This window comes from Methylomonas paludis (genome assembly GCF_018734325.1).
In the GTDB taxonomy this organism is placed as follows: domain Bacteria; phylum Pseudomonadota; class Gammaproteobacteria; order Methylococcales; family Methylomonadaceae; genus Methylomonas; species Methylomonas paludis.
Map to the genome: position 1 here is coordinate 2,847,799 of NZ_CP073754.1, position 26,847 is coordinate 2,874,645.

Annotated in this window: 25 protein-coding genes; 21 read left to right on the top strand and 4 right to left on the bottom strand. The window is 48.4% G+C overall.

Annotated features, from left to right (window positions below; genetic code table 11):
- Positions 1 to 319: 319 nt before the first annotated feature.
- On the bottom strand, positions 320 to 799 hold the full coding sequence (locus tag KEF85_RS12760) for a glutathione peroxidase (RefSeq protein WP_215581148.1): 480 nt from the start codon (positions 797 to 799) through the stop codon (positions 320 to 322).
- A gap of 305 nt (positions 800 to 1,104) precedes the next feature.
- On the opposite strand from KEF85_RS12760, the gene KEF85_RS12765 reads away from it, so the two are divergent.
- The 15 genes from KEF85_RS12765 (at position 1,105) to dapB (ending at position 17,466) form a co-directional block, all read left to right on the top strand.
- Positions 1,105 to 1,752, top strand: a complete 648-nt coding sequence (locus tag KEF85_RS12765) for an MlaC/ttg2D family ABC transporter substrate-binding protein (RefSeq protein ID WP_246534934.1) — start codon at positions 1,105 to 1,107, stop codon at positions 1,750 to 1,752.
- 94 nt (positions 1,753 to 1,846) lie between these two features.
- Positions 1,847 to 2,578, top strand: a complete 732-nt coding sequence (gene cmoA, locus KEF85_RS12770; protein ID WP_215581150.1) for a carboxy-S-adenosyl-L-methionine synthase CmoA — start codon at positions 1,847 to 1,849, stop codon at positions 2,576 to 2,578.
- Entirely contained in the window at positions 2,575 to 3,546 is a 972-nt protein-coding gene (gene cmoB, locus KEF85_RS12775; RefSeq protein ID WP_215581152.1) for a tRNA 5-methoxyuridine(34)/uridine 5-oxyacetic acid(34) synthase CmoB, read from the top strand. Before cmoA ends, cmoB begins: the two co-directional genes overlap by 4 nt.
- 326 nt (positions 3,547 to 3,872) lie before the next feature.
- The gene (gene hxlA / locus KEF85_RS12780) at positions 3,873 to 4,517 is read left to right on the top strand and encodes a 3-hexulose-6-phosphate synthase (RefSeq protein WP_215585167.1); all 645 of its coding nucleotides are present in this window, start codon (positions 3,873 to 3,875) and stop codon (positions 4,515 to 4,517) included.
- 3 nt (positions 4,518 to 4,520) lie between these two features.
- A complete protein-coding gene (gene hxlB, locus KEF85_RS12785) occupies positions 4,521 to 5,054 on the top strand; it encodes a 6-phospho-3-hexuloisomerase (RefSeq protein ID WP_215581154.1) in 534 nt (177 codons plus the stop codon).
- Between the two features lie 203 nt (positions 5,055 to 5,257).
- A complete protein-coding gene (gene tkt / locus KEF85_RS12790) occupies positions 5,258 to 7,270 on the top strand; it encodes a transketolase (RefSeq protein WP_215581156.1) in 2,013 nt (670 codons plus the stop codon).
- A 69-nt stretch (positions 7,271 to 7,339) separates the two neighbouring features.
- Positions 7,340 to 8,002, top strand: coding sequence for a hypothetical protein (locus KEF85_RS12795; RefSeq protein ID WP_215581158.1), 663 nt, complete (start codon positions 7,340 to 7,342; stop codon positions 8,000 to 8,002).
- Between the two features lie 382 nt (positions 8,003 to 8,384).
- Positions 8,385 to 9,371: a transaldolase gene (locus tag KEF85_RS12800; RefSeq protein ID WP_215581160.1), complete on the top strand. Its 987-nt coding sequence runs from the start codon at positions 8,385 to 8,387 to the stop codon at positions 9,369 to 9,371.
- A 100-nt stretch (positions 9,372 to 9,471) separates the two neighbouring features.
- Positions 9,472 to 10,551, top strand: a complete 1,080-nt coding sequence (gene fbaA / locus KEF85_RS12805) for a class II fructose-bisphosphate aldolase (protein WP_215581162.1) — start codon at positions 9,472 to 9,474, stop codon at positions 10,549 to 10,551.
- Positions 10,552 to 10,802: 251 nt separating this feature from the next.
- Positions 10,803 to 11,384, top strand: a complete 582-nt coding sequence (locus KEF85_RS12810; protein WP_215581163.1) for a hypothetical protein — start codon at positions 10,803 to 10,805, stop codon at positions 11,382 to 11,384.
- Between the two features lie 299 nt (positions 11,385 to 11,683).
- The gene (hrcA, locus tag KEF85_RS12815) at positions 11,684 to 12,724 is read left to right on the top strand and encodes a heat-inducible transcriptional repressor HrcA (protein ID WP_215581165.1); all 1,041 of its coding nucleotides are present in this window, start codon (positions 11,684 to 11,686) and stop codon (positions 12,722 to 12,724) included.
- 50 nt (positions 12,725 to 12,774) lie between these two features.
- The gene (gene grpE, locus KEF85_RS12820; protein ID WP_215581167.1) at positions 12,775 to 13,410 is read left to right on the top strand and encodes a nucleotide exchange factor GrpE; all 636 of its coding nucleotides are present in this window, start codon (positions 12,775 to 12,777) and stop codon (positions 13,408 to 13,410) included.
- Between the two features lie 71 nt (positions 13,411 to 13,481).
- Entirely contained in the window at positions 13,482 to 15,413 is a 1,932-nt protein-coding gene (gene dnaK, locus KEF85_RS12825) for a molecular chaperone DnaK (RefSeq protein WP_215581169.1), read from the top strand.
- A gap of 115 nt (positions 15,414 to 15,528) precedes the next feature.
- Entirely contained in the window at positions 15,529 to 16,656 is a 1,128-nt protein-coding gene (gene dnaJ / locus KEF85_RS12830; protein WP_215581171.1) for a molecular chaperone DnaJ, read from the top strand.
- Between the two features lie 3 nt (positions 16,657 to 16,659).
- Complete coding sequence (gene dapB / locus KEF85_RS12835) at positions 16,660 to 17,466, top strand: 4-hydroxy-tetrahydrodipicolinate reductase (RefSeq protein ID WP_215581174.1); 807 nt, start codon at positions 16,660 to 16,662, stop codon at positions 17,464 to 17,466.
- On the opposite strand, the gene hypF is transcribed toward dapB, so the two are convergent.
- On the bottom strand, positions 17,463 to 19,814 hold the full coding sequence (gene hypF / locus KEF85_RS12840) for a carbamoyltransferase HypF (RefSeq protein ID WP_246534943.1): 2,352 nt from the start codon (positions 19,812 to 19,814) through the stop codon (positions 17,463 to 17,465). The two genes, dapB and hypF, sit on opposite strands and share 4 nt — an antisense overlap.
- Positions 19,815 to 20,269: 455 nt before the next feature.
- Between hypF and KEF85_RS12845 the strand changes: the two genes are divergently transcribed.
- The 6 genes from KEF85_RS12845 to KEF85_RS12870 all read left to right on the top strand — a co-directional run bounded on the left by KEF85_RS12845 (position 20,270) and on the right by KEF85_RS12870 (position 24,259).
- Positions 20,270 to 21,916 carry an FAD-dependent oxidoreductase gene (locus KEF85_RS12845; protein WP_215581176.1) on the top strand — a complete coding sequence of 549 codons (1,647 nt, stop codon included), beginning with the start codon at positions 20,270 to 20,272 and terminating at the stop codon, positions 21,914 to 21,916.
- A gap of 229 nt (positions 21,917 to 22,145) precedes the next feature.
- Entirely contained in the window at positions 22,146 to 22,412 is a 267-nt protein-coding gene (locus tag KEF85_RS12850) for a type II toxin-antitoxin system RelE/ParE family toxin (protein WP_281413640.1), read from the top strand.
- Positions 22,413 to 22,439: 27 nt separating this feature from the next.
- On the top strand, positions 22,440 to 22,784 hold the full coding sequence (locus KEF85_RS12855) for a HigA family addiction module antitoxin (RefSeq protein ID WP_215581178.1): 345 nt from the start codon (positions 22,440 to 22,442) through the stop codon (positions 22,782 to 22,784).
- A 332-nt stretch (positions 22,785 to 23,116) separates the two neighbouring features.
- Positions 23,117 to 23,443: a helix-turn-helix domain-containing protein gene (locus KEF85_RS12860; protein ID WP_215581180.1), complete on the top strand. Its 327-nt coding sequence runs from the start codon at positions 23,117 to 23,119 to the stop codon at positions 23,441 to 23,443.
- Positions 23,444 to 23,531: 88 nt separating this feature from the next.
- Positions 23,532 to 23,786 (top strand): UPF0175 family protein, encoded by a 255-nt coding sequence (locus tag KEF85_RS12865; RefSeq protein WP_215581182.1) that lies wholly within the window; start codon positions 23,532 to 23,534, stop codon positions 23,784 to 23,786.
- Entirely contained in the window at positions 23,783 to 24,259 is a 477-nt protein-coding gene (locus tag KEF85_RS12870; RefSeq protein WP_485020543.1) for a PIN domain-containing protein, read from the top strand. Before KEF85_RS12865 ends, KEF85_RS12870 begins: the two co-directional genes overlap by 4 nt.
- 28 nt (positions 24,260 to 24,287) lie before the next feature.
- Here KEF85_RS12870 and KEF85_RS12875 read toward each other — a convergent pair whose 3' ends face one another.
- Together KEF85_RS12875 and KEF85_RS12880 are read right to left on the bottom strand one after the other, a co-directional pair.
- Positions 24,288 to 24,551 (bottom strand): pyocin activator PrtN family protein, encoded by a 264-nt coding sequence (locus KEF85_RS12875; protein ID WP_215581185.1) that lies wholly within the window; start codon positions 24,549 to 24,551, stop codon positions 24,288 to 24,290.
- Between the two features lie 274 nt (positions 24,552 to 24,825).
- Positions 24,826 to 26,190 carry an IS1380 family transposase gene (locus KEF85_RS12880; RefSeq protein WP_215580104.1) on the bottom strand — a complete coding sequence of 455 codons (1,365 nt, stop codon included), beginning with the start codon at positions 26,188 to 26,190 and terminating at the stop codon, positions 24,826 to 24,828.
- Positions 26,191 to 26,847 lie beyond the last annotated feature (657 nt).

Genomic DNA, 26,847 nt, shown 5'->3' on the forward strand with positions numbered 1-26,847 from the left:
GCATTACCTTGAAGCTGGCTGGGCCGGGGACGGGACGGGAACGCCATCCATAGCGGCCTTTGCTGCATAATGGCATCCTGATTGCCTGGCGACCAACATCATAGGAGTTGGGATGAATGCAATGGTATATAACTGTTAGAGATAATAGAGAATGTTGAAAACCAGGTGAAATGATATATATTGAAATGTATATTACATTATAGGATATTAATTTATGTCTATGCTAAAAACATTGCCCGATTCAGGCAATCAGGCACCGATAAGGGATTGCCCCTAACCAAATAATACGAATGTACTACAGCACATTTATAAGACAAAATTATAACAAGCGCTCAATTTTGCTGCAGAGTTGCAGCGGGGAAATCAACGAGCCACACCGGGCCGCTACTTCGCCATTACGCTGAACCAGGAATTTTGTGAAATTCCATTTAATGGCGCGACTGCCAAAACAACCTGGGGCGGCATTTTTTAGATATTGGTAGAGTGGATGAGTGTTAGTTCCGTTTACGGCTATTTTTTCAAACAGCGGAAAACTGACACCATAATTACTGCGGCAATACTGCCCAATTTGCTGATGAGTTCCGGGCTCCTGGCCGCCAAATTGATTGCATGGGAAGCCCAGCACCACAAAACCCCGCACCTGATAAGCCTGATATAAGGTTTGCAATCCCTGATATTGCGGGGTGAATCCGCACTGACTGGCGGTATTGACGATCAATACCACTTGATTACGATAGCGATCAAGATTTACTGTTTCTCCGTTGATATCGTTGGCACTGTAAGCATATATGTTGGACATGACGGGATCTCCTGGGCAATCATTAGCGGGTTAACTATGTTATCGCTAATTAATGACATGATGGGGCTGATAACTAAGAAGCCAAGTGCGGTAGCGGTCGTTACCGGCTTGGCATGTTTCTGGATTTACCAGCATAACATTATGATTTTATATGGAAATCGTTTTTAGTAAGAGTCTGGATTGTGATGTATAATATGCGGGTCAGCGGCAATATAGCCGCATTTTATACATCGGTCTGCCAGTTTTCGGCTGAATAGCTGTGGAATTTTGCAATTGAGCTAAAAAATATCTTTTAGAGCACGGTAATGATTAAAGGTTATATGTATTTTTTACAGATTTTGGTTTTTAGTCTAATGGTAAATTTCTGGTCTGCTGCTGCGGTAGCTGCGCCTGACTTGATTGACCCGCAAGTGACCATTGAGGATGCATCTAATCGTCTGAAACAGCGCTTGCAGGATCCTGGGTTTGTCAAAGACTTCCAAAAAATCAACGAATTTGTTAATCAGGTTATTTATCCACATGTAGATTTTGACCTGATTTCGTCTCTGGTATTGGGAAAAATGTGGAAAGACGCCACCCCAAATCAGAAAGACAGCTTTAAAAAGGAATTCCAGGTTCTACTGATTAGAACCTATTCGCGCGCCTTGTTCGAATTAAAAGATTGGTCAGTACGGTTTTTACCGATCAACAAGGAAGAGGATGAACGCAAGGTGATGGTGAAAACCGAAATTCTCCAACCCGGCCTGCAACCCATTTCAATTAATTACCGCATGTTGCATATTAATGATGACTGGAAAGTTTATGACATTATCATTGAAGGTGTAAGTCTGGTCACCAATTACCGCACTGGCTTTAAAAATGACATGGAACGTTCTGGCTCTCTGCAGGAAGTTATTAATCAATTGGCCAAAAAAAATACTGAGGCACTGAACAATCGCGCCGACAAGACCTGATTAAGCCTGTTTAATGGTTCAACACTTTGATTTTGTCGTCTGTACGTTTTGCCCTGTTGTCGGATTGAGTCTTTAGACTCTTTGCGTTTTTGATATGACTTCCGGGAAAGACCAACTGTATGCGCAGCCACTAGGTCAGATAGCTGCTTTTAATTTTGATGATCCGGTGGTCAATGTATTTCCGGACATGATCCAGCGCTCGGTACCCGGCTATCAAGCCATTATTTCGGCGATAGGTTTGCTGGCCGGGCGGTTTTGTCAGGAACACAGCACTTGTTATGATCTAGGTTGCTCGTTGGGAGCCGCCAGCCTTGCTATGCAGCACCAAATCCAGGCTCAAGATTTCCGGATAGTTGCAGTGGATAATTCACCGGCCATGATCGAGCGCTTGGCGAATAATTTGCAACTGACTCGCACGGATAACAAAATAGACTTGGTCTGCGCGGATATTCGCGAAGTAGCAATTAGTCAGGCTTCGGTAGTGGTATTGAATTTTACGCTGCAATTTATCCCGATTGACGACCGGGCAGCATTATTGAGCCGAATTTACCAGGGCTTATTGCCCGGCGGGATCCTGATTTTATCGGAAAAACTGGCTTTCGCTGATCCGCGCCAACAGGTGTTACAAGCAGATATGCATCATTTGTTCAAACAGGCGCAGGGTTATAGTACATTGGAAATCAGCCAGAAGCGTTCGGCATTGGAAAATGTGCTGGTACCGGAGTCTTTTGAAGTTCATCAAAATCGTTTACTCAAAGCTGGATTCAGCAGTGCAGAAATCTGGTTTCAATATTTTAATTTTGCCTCGATGATAGCCTTGAAATGACTGGGTATCAGTCTTTGTATGCTGAACTAGCCAAAGTTGGCGGCGCTGAATGGCTGCAGACTTTGCCGGCACAGTTGCAAAATGCTTTTGCCTCCGACTCACACGGTGATTTGCCGGGCTGGCAGGCGGCGATTGACCAACTCCCAGAACTACCGACTATCACTACCGATCTGCTTAATGAAGTGCGCATTGGCACCACCAATGACTTGACTCCTGAGCAGGCCCGGGCATTGCTGACCAATTTAACCAAGCTGCACCCCTGGCGCAAAGGCCCGTTCAATGTATATGGTATCAACATTGACAGCGAATGGCGCTCCGACTGGAAGTGGGAGCGCTGCAAAGACCATATCAGTCCTTTGCAAAATCGGCTGGTTCTGGATGTAGGCTGCGGCAACGGCTATCATTGCTGGCGTATGCTGGGGGCCGGCGCTAAACTGGTAATCGGCATAGACCCGACTCTGCTGAGTGTCATGCAATTTCAGGCTATTAAAAAACTCTATGGTGCAGCGGCTATCCATGTGCTACCTCTGGCTGTTGAAGATATGCCAGCCAATTTGAAATTATTTGATACGGTGTTTTCAATGGGCGTGTTGTATCACCGCCGCTCCCCTATCGATCATTTACTGGAATTGAAAGCCTGCTTGCGGCCTGGCGGCGAACTGATTCTGGAAACCCTGGTTATCCTGGGCGGTAGTGATAGCGTGTTGGTACCGGCACAACGTTACGCGCAAATGCGGAATGTCTGGTTTTTACCGAGTTGTGAAGCCTTAATGGGCTGGATGCGGCGTTGCGGCTACCGTAATATCAGGCTTCTTGACATCAGCAAAACTACTAGCGCTGAACAGCGCAGCACCACCTGGATGCGTTTTCACTCTTTGGCTGATTTTCTGGATGCCGATAATCCAGACCTGACCTGCGAAGGCTTGCCGGCCCCGGTTAGAGCAATGTTGGTCGCCAATATAGATTAGCATTCACTACTAATATAATACCTGGCATAGCTTTTTATTTACCTCATCATTAGATGACTGTCCGCCTGCGCTGAACCGACTTGACGGACTATATTGAATCAACACTTGACATTAGCTACATATTTAAGTTAATTATTGCAGATATACTTAGCTTATCTGTTGCAGGAAGCATCCTAAGCCGTTTTTGCCGGGAATGCGATAACGGGGGCATTGACATGCATCCCATTTCTATCTTACAGTTACAGATGCATCACAAGTATGTGGCAAGCGTAGCTATTTGCAAAAATCGGCTATTACTAAAATTAAAAACTTTCGGAGCACTTCACATGGCAAGACCATTAATTCAAATTGCATTGGATTCCTTAGATTTCAACCAAACAGTTGGCCTGGCTGATCAAGTAGCGCCATACGTCGATATTTTTGAAATCGGTACCCCTTGCATCAAATATAACGGCGTTAACCTGGTCAAAGAATTAAAACAACGTTTCCCAGACAAACTGTTGCTGGTTGACCTGAAAACTATGGACGCAGGTGAATACGAAGCCGGTGCATTCTATGCAGCTGGCGCAGACATCGTGACCGTACTGGGCGTATCCGGCCTGGCCACCATTGGCGGCGTTATCAAAGCAGCTAAAAAACACGGTGCGGAAGTACAGGTTGACTTGATCAATGTTGACGACAAAGCTTTTGTTGCCAAAGAATCTGTGAAACTGGGCGCACAAATCGTCGGTATTCACACCGGTCTGGATGCGCAAGCAGCCGGCCAAACCCCATTTGCGGACTTGCAAGACATCGCGGCTCTGGGCCTGAACGTCAGAATTTCCGTTGCCGGCGGTATCAAACAATCTACTGTACAACAAGTAGTTGCTTCTGGTGCCACCATCATCGTAGTTGGTGCGGCTATCTACGGCGCACCATCACCAGCTGAAGCTGCGCGTGAAATCCGTGAATTGGTTGATGCGGCGGTATAAATCATGCATCAAGAACTCATTATTAACAAAATTTCCAGCATACTTGAAGCTACCAGCGACTCTTACGATAAGCTGTTAACTGATTATCTGGATGGCGCAAAACGGATTTTTATATCCGGTGCTGGTCGCTCAGGCCTGATAGGCCGGTTTTTTGCCATGCGCCTGATGCACAGTGGTTATGATGTCAGCGTAGTCGGCGAAATCGTCACCCCCAGCATCAAAGAGGGTGACTTATTGGTCATTATTTCTGGTTCCGGTGAAACCGAGCAATTAATTGCTTTTACCAAAAAAGCCAAATCAATCGGTGCCAGAATTTTGCTGATTTCAGCCAAAGCCGACTCAACGATTGGCGACTTGGCTGATCTGACTTTGCAGATCGGCCAAGACGAGCTGTACGGTAAAGTCAAAGGTATGCCTATGGGTACTGTTTTCGAACTGTCTACCCTGTTTTTCCTGGAAGCCACCGTATCGCATTTGATACACGATAAAGGTATTCCTGAAGAAGAAATGAGATCCAGACACGCCAATCTGGAATAATCTCACTGTAACTAGAGGCCTGCACCTAATCCAAGGATACGCAGGCCTTCTAAATATTTGCTGTCGTAGTGATGACGCAGGCCACAACCCTAACAATAGCCTATTGGTTTTGTCGTCGCCGGGAGTTAACAAAGCCTCAGCCAGAGTGATGGCTTGAAAAGTCAAGCATCGCCTTTAAAATAACAAATAAAAGGAGACCAACAATGCCTTCGCGTCGAGATTTAGCGAACGCCATACGCGCACTCAGTATGGATGCCGTGCAAAAAGCCAACTCAGGCCACCCCGGAGCGCCGATGGGGATGGCTGATATTGCCGAAGTGCTGTGGAACGATTTTTTGCACCACAACCCGGCTAATCCGAAATGGCCAGACCGTGACCGTTTCATATTATCCAACGGCCACGGCTCTATGCTGCTGTACTCGTTACTGCACCTGAGCGGCTACGACCTGCCGATAGAAGAACTGAAAAACTTCCGCCAACTGCACTCTCGCACCGCCGGTCACCCTGAATACGGCTATGCACCGGGCGTCGAAACCACCACTGGCCCTTTAGGCCAAGGCATCACCAATGCCGTCGGTTTTGCGCTGGCAGAACGCACCCTGGGCGGCCAGTTTAACAAACCCGGCCATGAGATCGTCGATCATTACACCTACGTGTTTTTAGGCGACGGTTGCTTAATGGAAGGCATTTCTCACGAAGCCGCCTCTTTGGCAGGCTCACTGGGCCTGGGTAAACTGATTGCCATCTACGACGACAACAACATTTCCATTGACGGTGAAGTCCGTGGTCACGGCAACGTCAGCGGCTGGTTCCTGGACAACACCCCAAAACGCTTTGAAGCCTATGGCTGGCACGTCATCCCTAAAGTGGATGGCCACGATGCCGCCGCGATTCAAGCGGCCATTGCCGAAGCGCGTCAAGTCACCGACAGACCGAGCATTATCTGCGCCCAAACCATTATCGGCTGGGGTTCACCCAACAAAGAAGGCAAAGAAGACTGCCACGGTGCGGCCCTGGGCGAAGCCGAAGTCGCGGCTACCCGTGAACGTATCGGCTGGCCTTACCCTGCTTTCGAAATACCGGCTGACATCAAATCCGGCTGGGATGCCAACAATAAAGGCGCCCGTCTGGAAAGCGAATGGAACGAAAAATTCGAAAAATACCGTGCCGCCTATCCAGAACTGGCTGCCGAATTCGAACGCCGCATCGTAGGTCAGCTGCCTAGCGACTGGACCGAAAAAGCCAACGCCTTCATTGCCGCCGTCGATGCCAAAGCCGAAACCATCGCCACCCGTAAAGCTTCACAAAACAGCCTGAACGGTTTCGGCCCGCTGTTGCCTGAACTGCTCGGCGGCTCAGCTGACCTGGCCGGCTCCAACCTGACCCTGTGGTCAGGCTGCAAAGATGTCAACGTCGACGGCTACAACGGCAACTACATCTACTACGGCGTGCGCGAATTCGGCATGTCAGCCATCATGAACGGCCTAGTATTGCACGGCGGCTTCAAACCTTACGGCGCCACCTTCCTGATGTTCTCAGAATATGCCCGTAACGCCCTGCGGATGGCAGCCCTGATGAAAATCCCCACCATCTTCGTCTACACCCACGACTCCATCGGTCTGGGCGAAGACGGCCCGACTCATCAACCGGTCGAACAAACCGCCACCTTGCGACTGATCCCCAACATGCAAGTCTGGCGGCCCTGTGATGCCGTTGAATCAGCCGTCAGTTGGAAAGCCGCGCTGGAAAGACAAGATGGCCCTAGCACCCTGATCTTCTCGCGCCAAAACCTGCCGCACATCCCGCGGACAGCCGCGCAAATCGAAGCCATCAGCAAAGGCGGCTACATCCTGAAAGACAGCGCCGGCACCCCGGATGCCATCATCATCGCGACCGGTTCCGAAGTCGAACTGGCTGTCAAAGCCGCAGAAGCACTGACCGCCAAAGGCAAAAACATCCGCGTGGTGTCCCTGCCGTCGACCAACGTTTTCGAAGCGCAGGATCAAGCTTATCGGGACAGCGTATTGCCGCCTAGCATCAGCAAACGCGTTGTTGTCGAGGCTGGTGTCACCGACACCTGGTGGAAATATGCCGGCAGCAACGGCAAAGTTGTCGGTTTGGATCGCTTCGGTGAATCCGCTCCTGCGCCTCTGCTGTTCAAAGAATTCGGCTTTACCGTCGAAAATGTTGTCGCTAATGTCGAAGCAGTGCTTTAATAACCAACGAGTTGAGGTCGGCTATCGCCCGGCCTCAATGCGTTTTCAACGAAATGATAGGTGAAAAACGTGAATAAAAATAAATTAACAACAGCTGTATTGACTGCATTAGTGCTGGCAAGCTCGTCGGCAATAGCCGCTAACGATTACCCGGCATCAGATTTTCAACCTAAGGTATTGTTTAGTGACAGCAGCGCCACATCTGCCGCAGGCTCTAGTACGACTAAAAAAACCGCTGAGCCTGTTGAAGCTGACCCCAACTTTCCTGCCGCCAACTATCAGCCTAAAGTATTATTTAATGATGCTGAATATAAACACTCTGCAGCCGCTCCAAACAGCGGTGCAGCAAGCTCTGCCGCCACATCCAGCGCAGCAGCTTCCAGTGCGGAAAGCAGCGCAGCCGAGCCAACTGCTTCTAATAACAATACGCTGATTGGTTTATTGGCCCTGGCAGCAGTAGGATTTTTCTTGTACAAAAAGAACTCTGCAGTCAGCACCGGTTCCAGCAGCGCGCCTGCTGCCTCCAGTACAGATCAAAGTGCCACCGGCGTTGAAAAATACCTGGAGAAACAAGGCCTGAACAAAACAGGCGTTGCTAAATATCTGGAAAAACAAGGCGCCAATCCTGCCACGGGTGTTGCCAAATATGTAGCAAAACAAATTGTTAAGGATCGTAGCGCTGCTGCCGCCAAAACCACTGGTGTAGAAAGATATCTGCGCGATAAAGGTTGATGGTTAATTGTTGACTACCGAGCTTATTGACGCTTAGTTGTCACCACCATCGCTATTAACGGTTTTAACAAATCGCCACAAACTTGCAGTATCCTTATCTGGCTTGCTAAAGGATATTGCAATGAGTGGCGATTCTGCGTGTAGCAGAATTTGAATTAGTTGATTGGTAACTATTCAGGGAAACATTGCCTGATAGCCATTTAAATCAGTACGTAGCTGAAAATAATACGCGCCTAATCAAAGTGGATTATGGGCAACTTTAACTCTGCATAGTTACATTGATTATTGATACTAATGCCTTATTAGTTGATGCGGCCTGTTTCTGACAGGCCGCATGGCTTTTAAAGGAATTTTTAAATTTTATTACCTTGAGGATATATTTATGGCAAAAAACTTACTTGAACAACTCCGCGAAGTCACTGTTGTTGTTGCTGATACTGGCGATATCCAGGCGATTGAAACGTTCAAGCCACAAGATGCCACCACCAACCCTTCCTTGATTACCGCTGCTGCACAAATGCCGCAATATCAGGGTATTGTTGACGATACCCTGAAAGCGGCCAGAGCTACTTTGGGTGCAGATGCTGCTGCAGCTGATGTAGTATCACTGGCTTTTGACCGACTGGCGGTTTCCTTTGGTCTGAAAATTCTGGAAATCATTCCAGGCCGGGTATCTACTGAAGTTGATGCGCGTTTGTCTTATGACACTGATGCCACCATCGCCAAAGGCCGGGAATTGATTGCTCAGTACGAAGCAGCGGGCATTTCAAAATCGAGAATTCTGATCAAAATTGCGGCAACCTGGGAAGGTATTCAAGCAGCAGCCGTTCTGGAAAAAGAAGGCATTGCCTGTAATTTGACCCTGTTGTTTGGCTTACACCAAGCGATTGCCTGCGCTGAAAACGGCATCACTTTGATTTCGCCGTTTGTCGGCCGGATTCTGGACTGGTATAAAAAAGATACCGGTCGTGATTCTTACCCAGCAGCTGAAGATCCAGGCGTATTGTCTGTAACTGAAGTTTACAATTATTATAAAAAATTCGGTTATAAAACCGAAGTAATGGGTGCCAGCTTCAGAAACATCGGCGAAATCACCGAACTGGCGGGCAGCGATTTGCTGACCATTGCGCCTTCATTGCTGGCTGAATTACAAGCTGTGGAAGGTGATTTACCGCGTAAACTGGATCCAGTGAAAGCGGCTGCGGCTGATATTGAAAAAATCGTTGTTGATAAAGCCACTTTTGACGCTATGCACGAAGCCAACCGTATGGCCAAAGAAAAATTGGCTGAAGGTATTGACGGCTTTACCAAAGCGTTGGAAACTCTGGAAAAACTGCTGTCGGATCGCCTGGCTAGTTTGGAAGCTTAACAGCTCCGCCTGTACTGAACGTTTCACGGCCTGGTACAGGCTTTATTCAAATGGGGATTGCCTAGCTCGGCAATCCCATCCCTAAGCTTAAGGTGAATGCATGTCTCAAAAAATATTAGACGTAGTTAAACCCGGTGTTGTTACCGGTGAAGATGTTCAAAAAATCTTTGCTATCTGCAAAGAAAACAAATTTGCCTTACCGGCAGTGAATGTAATCAGTACTGATACCATTAACTCGGTACTGGAAGCCGCTGCTAAAGCAAAATCTGCGGTATTTGTGCAATTTTCAAACGGCGGCGCCGCTTTTGTCGCCGGTAAGGGTTTAAAACTGGAAGGTCAACTGCCGTCCATTCTCGGCGCCATTTCCGGTGCTCAGCATGTCCACGCTCTGGCTGAATATTATGGCGTACCGGTGATTTTACACACCGACCATGCTGCAAAAAAATTATTACCCTGGATAGACGGCCTGCTCGATGCCGGCGAAAAACATTTTGCGGCTACCGGTAAACCGCTGTTCAGCTCACACATGCTGGATTTATCTGAAGAAAGTCTGGTAGAAAATATTGAAATCTGCGGTCATTATCTGGAACGCATGTCCAAATTGGGCATGACTCTGGAAATTGAACTGGGCGTCACCGGTGGTGAAGAAGATGGTGTGGATAACAGCGGTGTGGATCACTCATCACTGTATACCCAACCCGAAGATGTGGCTTATGCTTATGAGCAATTAAGTAAAATCAGTCATCGTTTTACTATCGCAGCTTCTTTTGGTAACGTACATGGTGTCTACTCGCCAGGTAATGTGAAATTGACTCCATCCATTCTGGCCAATTCACAGGCCTATGTCTCTGAAAAATTTGGCGTGCCACACAACACCCTGAATTTCGTTTTCCATGGTGGTTCAGGCTCATCGCCAGAAGAAATCAAGGAATCCATCAGTTACGGTGTGGTAAAAATGAATATCGACACCGATACCCAATGGGCAACCTGGGCCGGTATTAAAGATTTCTATCTGAAAAATGAAGGTTATTTACAAGGCCAGATCGGTAATCCTGACGGCCCTGACAAACCAAATAAAAAATACTATGATCCACGGGTTTGGCAACGTGCCGGCCAGGTTGGCATGGTAACTCGTTTGGAACAGGCGTTTCAGGAATTGAACGCGGTTAATACGCTGTAATTCCATGACTGGTTGACACAGCCTGAATAAAGAATGCTATTACCTAGGGGTGACTAATGTCACCCCTTTTTAGGTATATATACCTAATAATTGGGCTGCAAAAAATTATCGGTCGGCTTATTTTCAAAGGCATTGGTCGATTAAAAACAATTAAGGTCCCCTTAATTTAAATATTGATATTTTTATAAAAACGGTGTACCTTAAAAGTGCCTTAGTTGGCAAAAAAACCTTTCAATACACGGAGACGCATCATGAAAGCCAAGAAAATCGCTCTATCCCTAGCCATTATGGCATTTGCTTTTTCACCGCTGGCAAACGCTACAACCACTCATAACCTAGGTACTTTGTCAGGTATACCTAGCAATACATATATCAGTAGTGCAGACTCAGATACCAAATATATCTTTACTTCACCGTCATTAGCCTCTACTTTAAGCGGCACATCGACTTATTCTTTCACATTCGAAACTATCCTTAATCTTAATGGTCAAATCATTTCTGATACTACAGTGGGCTATGAATTAAGCTCTGTTGAAGTATTTAAAGGTAGCACTTTGATTGATACGGTTACCGCAACCAAAACCTTAATTGGTCCAAACTCCTATGATTACAGCGCTATTGTTGGCGACGTAAAATTAGAACCTTCCACTACCTATACAGTTGAAATTTTTGGTACTTCTTTCGCCAACTTTCCTTTTCAAGGTAACATAGCCATCAATGCTGCAGCTGTTCCAGAAGCAGAAGAATGGGCGATGCTGTTGTTGGGCTTACCTTTGATTGCTTGGGCATCTGGTCGTAAATCTGCTGTGAAATCATCAGTGGTTGCGGCATAAGCATTTGGTATATTGCACCACACAGTTGATTTAACTGTCTGACAGCAAGATTAACTGCTGGCATGATGCAAATCATGCTAGCGGTATTTTTTTATGACCGACACATTCGTGTCTGTTTGATTTTGCTAAAAATAGTGCCGAACCCGCGCCAAGCACACGGCCTCTTTGCTTGGCGCGTGGCACACGACCCTTCTATGCTCAATTCCCTGCTTTGTCATATTGACAAGATTTTGCCGAACTGTTAGCTTTGCCTAGCACTCCAGTATTTAGAGTGCCAATTGCTATGGTTGGGTATAAGTGTGATAAAAAGTCATGAATTAAACGAGCGATCGCTCTATCTGTTAAAAGCCCTGGTGGAACGTTATATCCATGACGGCCAGCCTGTAGGCTCCAGAGCGCTGTCCAAAGATCCACAAATCCATTTAAGCCCGGCCAGTATCCGCAATGTGATGGCCGACCTGGAAGATATGGGGCTGATCCATTCGCCGCATACTTCAGCCGGACGAATACCCACTGCCAGTGGCTACCGGATGTTTGTGGATAGCTTGCTGACAGTAAAACCACTAGCTTCTGCCGAACTGGATCAATTGCAACATGGTTTATGTATAGAAGCTGAAAAAATCACCGACGTTGTTGGCAAAGCCTCGCGTTTATTATCTGAGGTAACGCAAATGGCGGGCGTGGTCACTTTGCCGCGCCGTGAAAATGTGACTTTGCAGCATATTGAATTTTTGCCGATGTCCAATACCAGAGTATTGGTGATTTTTGTCACCGATGGCGATGAAGTGCATAATAAAATCATTCATACCGGCAAATTGTTCAGTCCTGCGGAATTGCAGCAAGCTGCCAACTATTTGAATTCGGTTTACGCCGGCCGCAGCCTGACACTCATTCGGCAATTATTGGTCAGCGATCTGGAAAATGACCGCGTTGCTGTCAATCAGGCTATGCTGGACGCGGTCAATATTGCTCAGCTGACTTTTGCCCAACAACCGAAAGACGATTATGTGTTAAGTGGCGAAACTAATTTAATGGGATTTTCGGAATTATCGGATATGGACAGGCTTAAGCAGTTGTTTGAGGCCTTTAACCATAAACGCGGCGTAATTCATTTGCTGGATCAATGTTTGGCTTCGGATGGCGTACAGATTTTTATTGGTGAAGAGTCCGGATATCGGGCCTTTGATCAATGCAGCTTGGTGACGGCGCCCTATTCTGTTAATGATCAAGTGGTTGGCGTACTGGGCGTGATAGGCCCCACCCGAATGAATTATCAAAAAGTGATTCCGTTTGTGGATGTCACGGCAAAATTATTGGGTGCAGCCTTGAATCCTAAATAAACTGCCCCCAACATTAAGGACAAACCAAATTTTGAATAATGGAGTTAACCATGAGTCATCAACAATCAAGCCACGAAATCAAACCAGAAACTGAAATACTGGCTGAAGTGCTTGAAGAATCCGTCAGTCCCGCAGCATCAACCGACCACGAAACTGGCACAGACCAATTGACCGACATCGCCACTTTGCAATTGGCTCTGGAACAAGCCCAAATTCAGGCCGCCGCCAATCTTGACAAGGCAATACGCACCCAGGCGGAAATGGAAAATCTGAAGAAACGGGTGCAGAAAGATCTGGATGACGAACGCAAATACGGTTTATCCAAATTCGCTAAAGAAATGCTCAGCGTCATTGATAGCCTGGAACTGGGTCTGCAAGCTGTCAGCGGCGATAGCCCGGAAGTGCTTAAATTCAAAGAAGGCAGCGAACTAACCATTAAACAATTTGAAACGGTTTTTGCCAAATTCAATATTGAAATTCTGGATCCGACTGGTCAACCTTTTAATCCGGAACTGCATCAGGCCATGGCCATGCAACCCAGTGCCGATCTGGCACCAGGCACCGTCATCACAGTATTCCAAAAAGGCTATACCATCCACGGCCGTTTATTGCGTCCGGCCATGGTGGTGGTTGCCAAAGCTGAAGATAAACCGGCTAATTCGACAAAAAATGATGAGCAGGCTTGAAAATTCCACGATCACCCGCATATCACTTACAACTTTAAACCTTACAAATTCAAGTCTGGAGCAATAATCAAATGGCTAAAATGATCGGTATTGACTTAGGAACCACCAACTCCTGCGTTGCTGTGCTAGAGAACGGAGTGGCGCGTGTCATCGAAAATAGCGAAGGCGCACGTACCACGCCTTCCATTATCGCATTTAGCGGCGACAACGAAGTCCTGGTTGGCCAATCCGCCAAACGCCAGGCCGTGACGAACCCGGAAAATACTTTGTTCGCTATCAAGCGTCTGATAGGCCGCCGTTACAAAGAAGATGCGGTACAAAAAGACATTAAAATGGTGCCTTATAAAATTATTGAAGCCACCAACGGTGATGCCTGGGTAGAATGCCATGGCCGTAAAATGGCACCACCTGAAGTGTCTTCACGGGTTTTGATGAAACTGAAAAAAGATGCCGAAGCCTTTTTGGGTGAGGAAGTTACCGAAGCGGTCATCACCGTACCGGCTTATTTTAATGACTCGCAACGTCAGGCCACTAAAGACGCTGGCCGTATCGCCGGTCTGGACGTAAAACGTATCATTAACGAACCGACAGCCGCAGCGCTGGCGTTCGGCATGGACAAACCCAAAGGCGATACCACGATTGCAGTTTATGACTTGGGCGGCGGTACTTTTGATATATCCATTATTGAAATTGCTGAAATTGAAGGTGAACACCAGTTTGAAGTATTGGCCACCAATGGCGACACTTTCCTGGGTGGTGAAGACTTTGACATGCGGATTATCGATTTTCTGGCCGGTGAATTTAAACGCGATCAGGGTATAGATCTGCATAATGATCCTTTGGCCTTGCAACGTTTGAAAGAAGCTGCCGAAAAGGCCAAAATCGAGCTGTCGTCTGCCGAACAAACTGATGTCAACCTGCCGTATATTACTGCCGATGCCACCGGTCCTAAACATTTGAATGTGAAGCTGACCCGCGCCAAACTGGAATCACTGGTTGACGAACTGATCGAGAGAACCAAAGGCCCTTGCCTGCAAGCTATTAAGGATGCCGGTGTATCCACCAGTTCAATTAACGATGTGATTCTGGTCGGCGGTCAAACCCGGATGCCGAAAGTGCAGGCTTTTGTAAAAAGCCTGTTTGGCAAAGAGCCGCGTAAAGACGTTAACCCGGATGAAGCGGTCGCGTTAGGTGCTGCGGTTCAAGCTGGCGTACTGGGCGGTGACGTGAAAGACGTATTATTGCTGGATGTCTCTCCACTATCCTTGGGTATTGAAACCATGGGCGGCGTGATGACCAAATTGATCGAAAAAAACACTACCATCCCGACCAATGCGTCTCAGGTTTTCTCTACTGCAGAAGACAGCCAAACAGCCGTGACTATCCATGTGTTGCAAGGTGAGCGGGAAATTGCCGCCGGCAATAAATCGCTGGGTCGTTTTGATTTACAGGATATTCCACCTGCACCGCGCGGTATCCCGCAAATTGAGGTATCGTTTGACATTGATGCCAATGGTATCCTGAATGTCTCGGCCAAAGACAAAGCCACCGGCAAGAAACAGTCTATTGTGATTAAGGCTTCCAGCGGTTTATCGGATGATGAAGTGGAACGCATGATTAAGGATGCCGAAGCTCATGCTGATGAAGACCGTAAATTGGCGCAACTGGTTTCGGCACGCAATAGTGCAGAAGGTATCATCCATGCCACGGAGAAGTCGCTGAAAGACTTGGGCGATCAGGTCGGCAGTGAAGAACGCAGTGCGATTGAATCCGCAATCAGTGATTTACATGCTGTTCTGAAAGGCGAAGATAAAGATGCCATTGAGGCAAAAACTAACGCTTTAACCGAGTTATCCGGTAAACTGGCTGAGCGCGTCTATGCCCAAAAAGGTGCAGCCGAAGCGGGTGCCGGTGGCCATGACAGCCATGCCGAACACGCAGCAGAAGCCGATCATGACGTGGTTGATGCCGAATTTGAAGAAGTTAAGGACGACAAAAAATAAGCGCCATGACCAATCCCGCCGCGAGTCGGCGGGATTTTCATGTCAGCTGTTATAATTTCACATCATTAACCAAACCTATATAACCGCCTGTAGCAACCGGCGGTTTTCTGAACTTATGGCAAAAGAAGACTTTTACAAACTATTGGGTGTTGAGAAAAACGCCAGCGAAGCCGAAATCAAGAAAAGCTATCGGCGCATGGCCATGAAATACCATCCTGATAGAAATAACGACAATCCTGAAGAAGCCGAAAAAAAGTTCAAGGAAATCAAGGAAGCCTACGAGATATTATCCGATGCTAAAAAGCGGGCGGCTTATGACCAGTTTGGTCATGCCGGCGTGGACCCATCCATGGGCGGCGGGCGCGGCGGAGCGGAAAGCTTTAGCGATATTTTCGGCGATGTGTTTGGCGACATTTTCGGCGGTGGTCGGCAACAGCGCAGCAGTGTGCAGCGTGGTGCCGATTTGCGCTACAACCTGGAACTGACGCTGGAAGAAGCCGTAGGCGGTACAGAAACCACCATTAAGGTGCCTGTGCTGGTTATTTGCGGAGAATGTAGCGGTTCCGGGGCTAAACCAGGCAGCAGCCCGGTCACTTGCAGCACCTGTCATGGTCATGGTCAGGTTAGAATGCAGCAAGGTTTTTTCTCAGTGCAGCAGACCTGTCCGACCTGTCGCGGAGCGGGTAAACAAATCAAAGACCCTTGCCCCAAATGTTATGGTCAGGGCCGGGTACAGGAAACCAAAACGCTGTCGGTCAAAGTACCAGCAGGCGTGGATACCGGCGACCGAATCCGTTTGGCGGGTGAAGGCGAAGCTGGGGTAAACGGCGGACCTTCCGGCGATTTATATGTGCAGGTGCAGGTTAAAGACCATAATATTTTCACCCGCGACGGCGCTCATCTGTATTGTGAAGTGCCTATCAGTTTCCCTACCGCCTGTCTGGGCGGCGAAATAGAAGTACCAACCCTGGATGGCAAGGTAAAACTGAAGATCCCGGCGGAAACCCAAACCGGTAAACTGTTCCGTTTACGCGGCAAAGGTGTAAAACCGGTGCGCGGTGGGGCAGTGGGGGATTTATTGTGCAGGGTGCAACTGGAAACTCCTGTACATCTGACCAAAGACCAGAAAGCCCTGATCGAACAACTGGCTGAGTCTTTAAGCGGTGGTGGTAAACACCATAGCCCACAAGAACACGGCTGGATGGATGGCGTTAAAAACTTTTTTGACAAATTGACGGGATAAACCATGTTACGAATAGCCATAGTCGGCGTATCCGGCCGCATGGGTTTAAGCCTGATCAAAGCGGTTGCCTTAGCCAAAACAGCGGAACTTAGTGTCGCTATTTCTCGCCCGGACAGTCTGGCTATCGGCAAGGATGCCGGCGAACTGGCCGGCATTGCCGCGCTAGGGGTTACAGTCAGCAATGATCTGGGTGCCGTGGTGGATGATTTTGATGTTTTGATCGATTTCACCCGCCCGGAACCTTCGCTGCGATACGTTGAAATTTGCCGACAAGCCGGTAAAAAAGTGGTGATCGGCACTACCGGCTATACTGAAACCCAAAAAGCTGAAATAGCGGCTGCGGCCAAGGATATAGCCATCGTCATTGCACCCAATATGAGCGTGGGTGTTAATTTGTCGCTAAAGTTATTGGAAATGACCGCCAAGGTGATGGGTGACTATACCGATATTGAAGTGATAGAAGCTCATCATAGGCACAAAGTCGATGCCCCGTCCGGCACAGCCTTACGCATGGGTGAAGTCGTAGCGGCAGCGCTAGGCCGCGACTTGAAGGACTGTGCTGTTTATGGTCGTGAAGGCGACACCGGTGCGCGAGACCGGAAAACCATAGGTTTTTCCACTATCCGCGCCGGTGATATCGTCGGTGAGCACACGGTAATGTTTGCCGACGAGGGTGAGCGGGTGGAAATTACCCATAAGGCCAGCAGCCGCATGACTTTTGCCAATGGCGCAGTCAGAGCCGCTTTATGGCTGACCGATCAGCCGGTCGGCCTGTTTGATATGCAGGATGTGCTGGGCTTGAAAAACTAAGCACCGGCCAGATACTGGGCAGCGGCTACCGCCGCCTGCCCTAAGGCCAGCCCACCATCATTGGCGGGTAAGAGGGAGGGCGACAGCACTTGCTTGCCGGCAGATCGTAATAAGCCACTAAGCTCTTCCAGCAATAACCGATTCTGAAACACTCCGCCACTAAGTACCACGGTATCAGCACCGATATTGCCCAAACTGATCACAGTTTCGGCAATCGCCACGGCCAGACCATGATGAATACGCGCGGCAATCACTGGCTTAGCCACCCCCAAGTTTAAATCATTCAGCACTGCTAGCCAAAACGGTCGCCAGCTCAATACCAGCTTATCGGCTGTGTCTATGCGCTGATAGGGATAACCCTGACCACGCTGGGCGCCAAACACTGGCGTTGCCAGTATTTCCAGACCAACTGCCGCCTGCCCTTCATAACTGACGGCGGCTGGACAAATCCCCAAAGCGGCGGCTAAGGCATCAAACCAGCGTCCGCAGGAACTGCTTAATGGCGCATTGAGCTGTTGGGCCAGCATCGTATCCAGCACCGCCAAATTCTGCTGGTTTAAAAAGGTCATGATCTCCAGTTGGGCATAATCACGCTGCAACTGCCGCCAATCGAAATAGTTTTGTAAATACGCATAAGTATTGCGCCAGGGCTGACGCATGGCCTGAGCTCCGCCGGGCATGGCGATGGCTTGAAACGCGGCCAGCCGTTGATAGCCAAAATAATCGGCCAGCATAAATTCCCCACCCCATAATTCACCGGTGGCGCCCTGCCCCAGGCCATCCAGCACCACCGCCAGTACCGGCGCGGCACCCAGATCAAAACCCTGTTCAGCCAAACAGGCGGCAATATGGGCATGGTGATGCTGAACGCTGAGCAGAGGCAAGGCTAAATCCAGCTGCATTTGCCGGCCCAACTGGGTGGAAAGATAGGCTTCATGCTGATCTACGGCCAGCAAGCCGGGCTGAAAACCAAATAACCGCTGATAATTATCCAACTGTTGCCGGTAGTCGGTGAATACGGCGGCATTTTCCAGATCGCCGATATGCGCGGACATTATGGCTTGGCCGCGTTGCAACAGACAGAAAGTATTTTTCAATTGGCCGCCCAGCGCCAACACCGGCGGGGCGGCGGCAAAGCCGGCGGGCAGCGGCAGCGTTTGCGGCACATAGCCGCGCGCCCGGCGCAGTAAACGCGGCTGACCGGCCATCACTCTGAGTACCGAATCATCCAGACGCCGGCTGATGTCTCTGTCGTGCCATAAGTAGTAATCGGCTATGCCCTGCAATTGCTCCAGGGCGACCTGATTTGTGATGCAGGGCGGCGCTTCATGCACATTGGCGGAAGTTAACACGATAGGCTCGGACAAGTCCTGTAACAGGATGTGCTGCGCAGGTGTATAGGGCAGCATACAGCCCAATTTGTCATCAGCCGGGGCCACGGCGCCGGCCAGGGCTTTGCCCTGCTGGGGCAGCAGCACTATCGGTGCGGCGCTGCTTTGTAATAATTGCTGTTCCAGTGCCGAAATAGCCACATATTCAGCCAGCATGACCAGATCGCGCGCCATAATAGCAAACGGCTTGGCGTACCGCTGTTTGCGTTGGCGCAAGCGATTCACTGCAGTCTCATTACCGGCATCGCAGGCCAGATGAAAGCCGCCCACGCCTTTGATGGCGATTATGTGGCCGCCCCGGATTAAAGCGGCTGTAGCCGTTAAAACATCTGCGTCAAGATCGATCAGCGCTTTGCCTTGCTGGTCAACCAGCTCCAGCCTGGGGCCGCAGACTGGACAGGCATTGGCCTGGGCATGAAAGCGGCGATCAGCGGGATTTTCATATTCTGCCTGACAGGCCGGACAAGGCTTGAAAGCTGCCATCCTGGTGTGATGCCGGTCATAGGGCAAGGCTGTGACTATGGACAGGCGTGGGCCGCAATCGGTGCAATGCGTGAAAGGGTAACGATAGCGGCGGTTTGCCGGATCATTGATCTCTGCCAGACAGGCGGGACAGAGTGCCGCATCGGCAGCCACACTGGTTTGCACCGCCCCAGCCTGACTGGTGACTATGTCAAATTCCCGACTGGAGACAGGCGCATCCAGCTCGTTGCTGTCTAACCGGCTGATTTGCGCCAGCGGCGGGGCCTGCAAGGGAATCTGGCGAATAAATTCGGCTAGCGCCGGGGCTATGCCCCAGGCCTGGATAGTAACGCCGGCGGCATCATTCCAGACCTGCCCGGATAAGCCCAATTGTCGGGCCAGGCGGCAGATGGCTGGCCGCATGCCTACCCCCTGGACACTGCCCTGGAGGCGGATGGTTAGTGCGGTGATGGGCAGGTCAGAACTAGACATCATTCCGGACGAAGATAAAACCGCCAGTATAGAAGCAAACCTGACTTTTTGCTGGCAATTGCTGTCGGTTGAGACAAACATCAATAACCGAGTAGACCAGGTTGAAATGGTTGACTACCACGACGAGTTATCAGAGACATTCCGTTTTCGTATGGCTGAGCTTATCAGGCCACCAATGATGATTTCCAAACGGCCCATTGTTTACAATCAACCGATATTGATGATAGGCTTAATTGGAACTAGAAGCAGTGATAATTAAACCCGGCATTGAAGCTGACTAAGTTTTGTAATCCAAAGGCAGTTAAAATGGTTTTTTCAAAGCATGTGCTGGGTATCCCATTGTTCAACCCAGCCTCCGGCCCTGTGTCCCTATTTGGATATAATAAATTTCTTAATAAGAGTTAAACGGTGGTCTGCCCCCAGTTTTACTCATTTTTTAAACAACAAGGAGTAATAACATGGCCCGCACTCCATTAATGCGTATGCTGCGCAATCTGGTCAGCGAACACCACGCCGCACTACAACAAGGTGTTTCCGTTGAAACCATTCGCCAGCAAACAGGAATGCAACGACGCGACTTTTTAAAATTGTCCGCAGTAGCCACCGCTGCAGCGATCATCCCATTCGGCAAACCGCTGTTGGCAGGTTCCCGCCAACCTAAAATTGCCATTATCGGCGCCGGTATCGCCGGTTTGAACGCTGCGCTGACTCTGCAAGACGCTGGCATAGCCAGCATCTTGTATGAATCCGACGATCATATTGGTGGCCGAATCCAATCCATCACCACGGCATGGCAAAACGGCCAGGTGTCTGAATGGTGTGGCGAATTCATCGACTCAGGTCACACCACCCTGCAGGCGCTGGCGCAACGTTTTGGTCTGGAACTTGACGATTTATTGGCCGCTGAACCTAAAAACGCCACCGAGACCTATTACTTTGGCGGTAAGTATTACCCTGCAAAACAAGCCAATGCTGATTTCCAAGCACTGGTGCAAATTCTGCAAGACCAAAACACCGCCGCGTCCTATCCGACGGTATACAACTCATCCACACCTACCGGCGAATATCTGGACTCGATCAGCGTCTATGACTGGATAGAAAAATACGTGCCGGGCGGCCATAGCTCCAAACTGGGCCAATTACTGGACGGCGCTTACGACATTGAGTACGGCGCCTCTACTAAACTGCAAAGCAGCTTAAATATAGTGTATTTGTTGCCTGGCCCTACCAACGACTTGAATTTATTTGGCTATTCGGATGAACAATACCATATTCGCGGCGGCAATCAACAAGTCATCACGGCCATCGCTAACGCCTTGCCGGCTAACGCTATTAATGTCAGTCACAAACTGACCGCCATCAGCAAACTCTCAAACGGCAAAATTCAACTGACATTCAGCGTTACCGACGCCACTGGCTCAGTAAGTACCAAGCAAGCCAACTTCGATAGCGTGATTCTAACCCTGCCGTTCAGTACCTTGCGTAAGGTTGATTACAGTAAAGCCGGCTTCGACCACCTAAAGCAAACCGCTATCACCCAACTAGGCTATGGCACTAACGCTAAAGTGATGCTGCAATTCAATGAGCGGGTCTGGCTGGATAAAGGTAAATGGGGACACTCAAACGGCACCTCATACTCAGACACTGGGTATCAAACTGCTTGGGACATCACCCGCGCTCAACCTGGCGAAACCGGTATTCTGGTCAATTACCTGGGCTCAAAAGGCTTAACAATTACGCCTGATCAAGGCGACGAAGCGTTTTCCACCACATCGCCCGCGGTGCGTAAATACGCCGCGCAATTTCTGAAGCAAATAGAACCGGTGTTCCCCGGCCTGAGCGACGAATACACCGGCCTTGCCGCGCTGCATTCGCCGAAAGATGATCCTAATCTGCTGGGCAGCTATTCCTATTGGAAAGTTGGGCAATACACTACGTTCAGCGGCTACGAAGGGGTGAGACAGGGCAATATTCATTTTGCCGGCGAGCATTGCTCCACCAACTTCCAAGGTTTCATGGAAGGCGGCGCTCAGGAAGGCGAACGCGTAGCGGGTGAAATTCTGGCGGATATTCAAGCCGGCGCATTCGGGAAATCCGATAGCTAAATCCTGTACAAAGCGGGGCGCGGTGATGCGCCCCGCATTAAACTAAAAATTGCGCATTTCTGCGTTGTTTAAAACCGTTACGTCCTCACCGGCATTTGAATATCCTATGTAGCAACAATTCAGTTCGCTGGAATTATCCGTTGGCTCCTCGCAAAAACAATGATTTTCGAGTCACCGACACCAGAATTTCCGCTTTACAGATTCTGTTTAACGGAATACCATAAGCTATATGATTCATTCGTTTACTTGTCTCGATACTGAGGCACTTTTCCATAGCCAAAATGTGTCGAGGTTCAAAAACATTGAACGTGTGGCGCGACGAAAGCTTTTGCAACTACATGCGGCTACCGAATTAGCCAGCTTACGGATTCCGCCAGGAAACAGACTCGAACCATTAAAAGGTGACCGTAGTGAGCAACATAGCATCTGCATCAATGGCCAATGGCCAATGGCGAATTTGTTTTATCTGGCGCGAAGATGGTGCCCACCAGGTTGAAATTATTGACTACCACTAAGAGCAAACATGGTTGAACTACTTGATGAAATACACCCTGGCGAAATCCTGCTGGAAGACTTTATGAAACCGTTGGGAATTTCCGCCCGTCAGCTTGCCGCAGACATTGATGTTTCGCCCAGCCGCATCAGTGATTTGGTGCATGGGAATCGCCCCATCACTGCGGATACGGCCTTACGGCTTGGCTTGTTTTTTAGTATGGATCCGCGATTCTGGCTAAATCTGCAAAGCGAGTATGACATGCGTGTTGCTACCCGGACTATGCGCGAAACCATTGCGCCTAGGATACGTGTTTTTCAACGGTATCCTATTGCTAAAACACCACGCCATACCCAAAAACTACAACCTATATAAATGCTAAACCCGCCACGCTGGCGGCACCCAGATTTTCTGTTGCGCCTATCCTGAATTGGACGCACAAACTGTAAAAATTATTTAATTACAATAAGTTAAAAAATTTTATTTTTTTTAGCAAAATTCGAGCGTTTGGTCAGCTGTTTGTTTTCGGCAAATACGATGGCAATCAATCTCTGCTATTTTACAGTCACTAATCATAAAGGAATTGCAAATACCGCTTTCTTTCTGTCGTTGACATTTTATATGAAATACCATATAAACACCCCCATGATACCATCACCCAACAAACCCGTCATCTGGATCGGATCGTCCCATGAGTGACAAAAACTATGCACAATGACGATGAAAGCATCGTAAAAACTTTGCATCCTTTTGCAGGATTGCCTAATGGGGAAGAACGTTTCGCCAAAGTCCAATTGGCGCACCAGATCAATCTTTTGCTCGAAGAACGTGGTTTAAAACAACGTGAGGCGGCAGAATTGCTTGGCATAACTCAACCAGACGTTTCCAATCTTGCCACAGGGCGACTTTCAGGCTTCACCTTTGACCGCTTATACCGCTGCCTATCGGCCCTGGATATGGATGTTGAGATTACGCTTAAAAGACACCGCGTTACTGAGGCAACGCCTGCGTCAATTTATGTTTCATGCCTTTGAAACATGGATTGACGTGATGGATGCTTTATTTTCGGAATGACTGTACAGTTTAGCTTAATGCATTAACCAACAATTTGCGAGGGTCAACATGCAACAAACAGTAACTATCGATTGTCCGGCAGAATTATTAATGGGCATCCATCTCAATGCCGAAGACTTTGCAGATTACTTAAAAAAACAAGCTGCCGTTAGTCTATTTAAAGAAGGCAAGCTATCATCGGGTAGCGCCGCCGCATGGCTAGGAATAAACCGCGTAGCTTTTCTACGCATGGCTTTTGATGCCGGCGCAACCTTATTGGAAGATAGCAATGATGACTTCCAAAGAGAAACCGCCTTGTTATGATCGTTTTTTCCAATACAACACCCATTATTGCCTTAGGCAGTATCCAAAGACTGGATTTGTTACCCAAATTATTTGGGCAGATCCACTTGGTTTCTGAAGTTGTTGAGGAATGCGAGGTAGGTGGCTTCATAAGCTTACCGGAACTTAGAAAGCTTGAATGGTTAACCATTGTCACCTCAACTCCCATCAGTTGCCCCAGTTTATTATTGGCCTTGGATAAAGGTGAAAAACATACCCTGGATATGGCACAAAAGTATCAGGCGGACTGGGTGTTGATTGATGAAAAATTTGGTCGAAACATGGCAGAGTATTTAGGATTACGAGTTACCGGCACACTGGGAATATTACTTAAAGCTAAGCAACAAGGTTTAATTTCTTCTTTTAAGGAAGCCGTTACGACTATGCAAAATCAGGGTATTTATCACCACCCTAATTTGATAAAAAAACTGCTGATACATATTGGCGAATCATGAACAACCCAATAGCCGCGTAGAAACAAAACTATTCATTCATCTTTTTCCAAGTTTTCTGGGCTTCCTCCATCTTTTGGTCAAGAAATATCGCCAGCACACCGGCATCAACAAACCAGGGCGATTTTTGGCCGTTTATGCGTATACATGGAAAGGGTAGCTGTTGTTTGGCGGCTTTGTTTTTAGCTGTTTGCACATCAATATCTAGAAACTTCTGCGCAATCGAATCCAGTGGTATGTGTGCGCTACCGAATTCTGCAAGCAGGGCAAAGTAAGTTGAAACTTTATGTTGCATGGATATTATCCGGATTTGGTAAGTTCTTAAAGTATTTCCTGAATCCGTGTTCCTTTCGGTTTAAGTGAGGGCAGTCGCGTTTCAGACGCGTTTTTTAAAAAAATCTACCACCAATCGAAATTTAACTGCCGTTCATCAAGCCCTCAGTCGCAAAAATCAATCGTTTCCATGGTATTGCCGGCATCGCCAGATGAAAAACCTGACGCCAAGACAAGCAATCTTCTTCTCTACCCGGAGAATCAGCTCGTAACCAGCATCTCAGCTTTCGCGCCGCTTATCCTGATGCAAAGCCAGGCTGCACCACCAATCGCTCTTGTAAATAAGCGAATACTTTTGCCACGGGTGAGGCGCACCCTAAGTCCAGCCACCATTGCCGGGCTTTGTGGATCACCTGGGCTGCTCGATACATGACTTCTTGCAGCACCGTTCGTAACCGCCGTCGTTTTGCCGGATGACGTATTGGCGCCAAGTCGCCAGTCAAGCCCAGTTGACCAATCAGTCGCAAGCAATTATAGGCAAACATACCCATTCTCAATAGACAGTCGTTGGTCTCAAACTTTCCAGATGGTAAGCGTTCCATATCCAGGTCAGTTTTGAATTCCGAATGAAATTGTTCATGGGTGCCGTGGTCGCGGTAGCGTTCAATGACGGTTTCTTCGGGTTCCTCCAGACTCGTCCACCAGCCTTCCAGTTGAATGTCCGGCAGTAATAGCATCTGGCCGTGCTTATTGCTCGTGCGTTCAATGATCCGCACGACCAGTCTGAAGGGGCGAGTCTGTTTTTTCCAAGCACGTTCCACCGTCAGTGTCATTAACGCTTCCCGTTTACCGGGGCGTTTTTCAACAAAGGCGCCGGCCGCTTCCGCTTTTTCTAACCAGGATGTCTTATCTTGCCGTCTTGGATTCCACTTGATCAAGTATTCAAAGCGCCTGTTCATGGCTGCCCAGCGTTCTTTCTCAGCCGCAACCGTAAATAACAGTTTGGCGCTATCAAACCCTGAGTCTTTGCGTAATAACAACGGCAAACCCGGTGCAACCAAGCGCTCAACTCGAGGAAACAGCCTTTCTAGAAAATAATCAATCTCCAGCGATGAATGCCAGCGGCCTGGACGCAGTTCCAATCCTATACACCAGCCTTCATTGCCCAAATAAGCCGCGACAGGCGTATAGCCATCCACTCCCTGATAGGTTCGACTCACCTCTTCCTTCTTGGTACCGCTCTGATCCATGACGAAGGTGTCCATGTCCAGACAGACGTAGCCTTTATGCGGCGTAATTGGGGCTTCTGTTCGTTCGATGAGTCGTATCGATAGATCATCCACCGGCTCCAGCAGGCTGCCGCTGACACGATCAAGACGTTGCCGCAGCCACACGCTGCCGGGAACCTTACGTACATCCAATGCCTTCTTGAAAAAACGATCTTCACGAAACGGCTCAACAGCCTCGAAGTCGCTTTTGCCTATACTTAAAAGGCCAACAGTGGTTTTGACTAAATCCGAGGTTTTGATACCCTGTGAAACAGGTATTCTACCGTCCACCATCACTTCGACATTGACCGCTTCCAGGCACTGGCCGATCAAGGATAGTCCGGCATAGGAGGTAAGTTCCTTTTTGGATTCTTTAAGCTTAAAACGTGCCATAATCAAAACGGGTGACTATAGAAAAACTATATTATACCTTTTTTATCATTGACTTATGACTATTTATAAAAAAAACGAACACGGATTCAGGTATTTATATACCGCGACGTTCAACGGAAAAAAAACCGCTAATTTCACATCCGGCGTTAGGTAGCAATTGCCGGTTCTTTCTCACGTACTAACTTTGAACCGGCAAAATCACGACCAAATGATCGCATGATCTATAAAATACTATCCATTCAAAAGAATGCAAAAACCCGCCTCTTTTGCAAGCCAGATTGATTGACGATCTCCTGTTTTTTAGTTGGAATGCCACCGGAGAAATTTCATTTAGACACGGAATAAAAGGATTAAAGGAAGGATAAAAAGGAAAGGAGAATTTCTTGCATATTTTCAATGCCTTAAATAACCAGATGCGGATCATACCTACCATGTATTGCGGGCTATACCTCCTTTGCCAATTCAGTTGCGGGTTAAACCTACTGCCTAATTGCCGACCTGCGGGTTATACCTACCGTTCTTCGGAGAAATATTTAAAGAAAAAATCGCGTGTTTTGTTGATGCGGGCTATACCTACCGATAGTTGCGGATTATTCCATCACTTGCGGGTTAAACCTACCGCTTGACCCAGGCGCTTTTCCCGGCCATCAGCTTGCC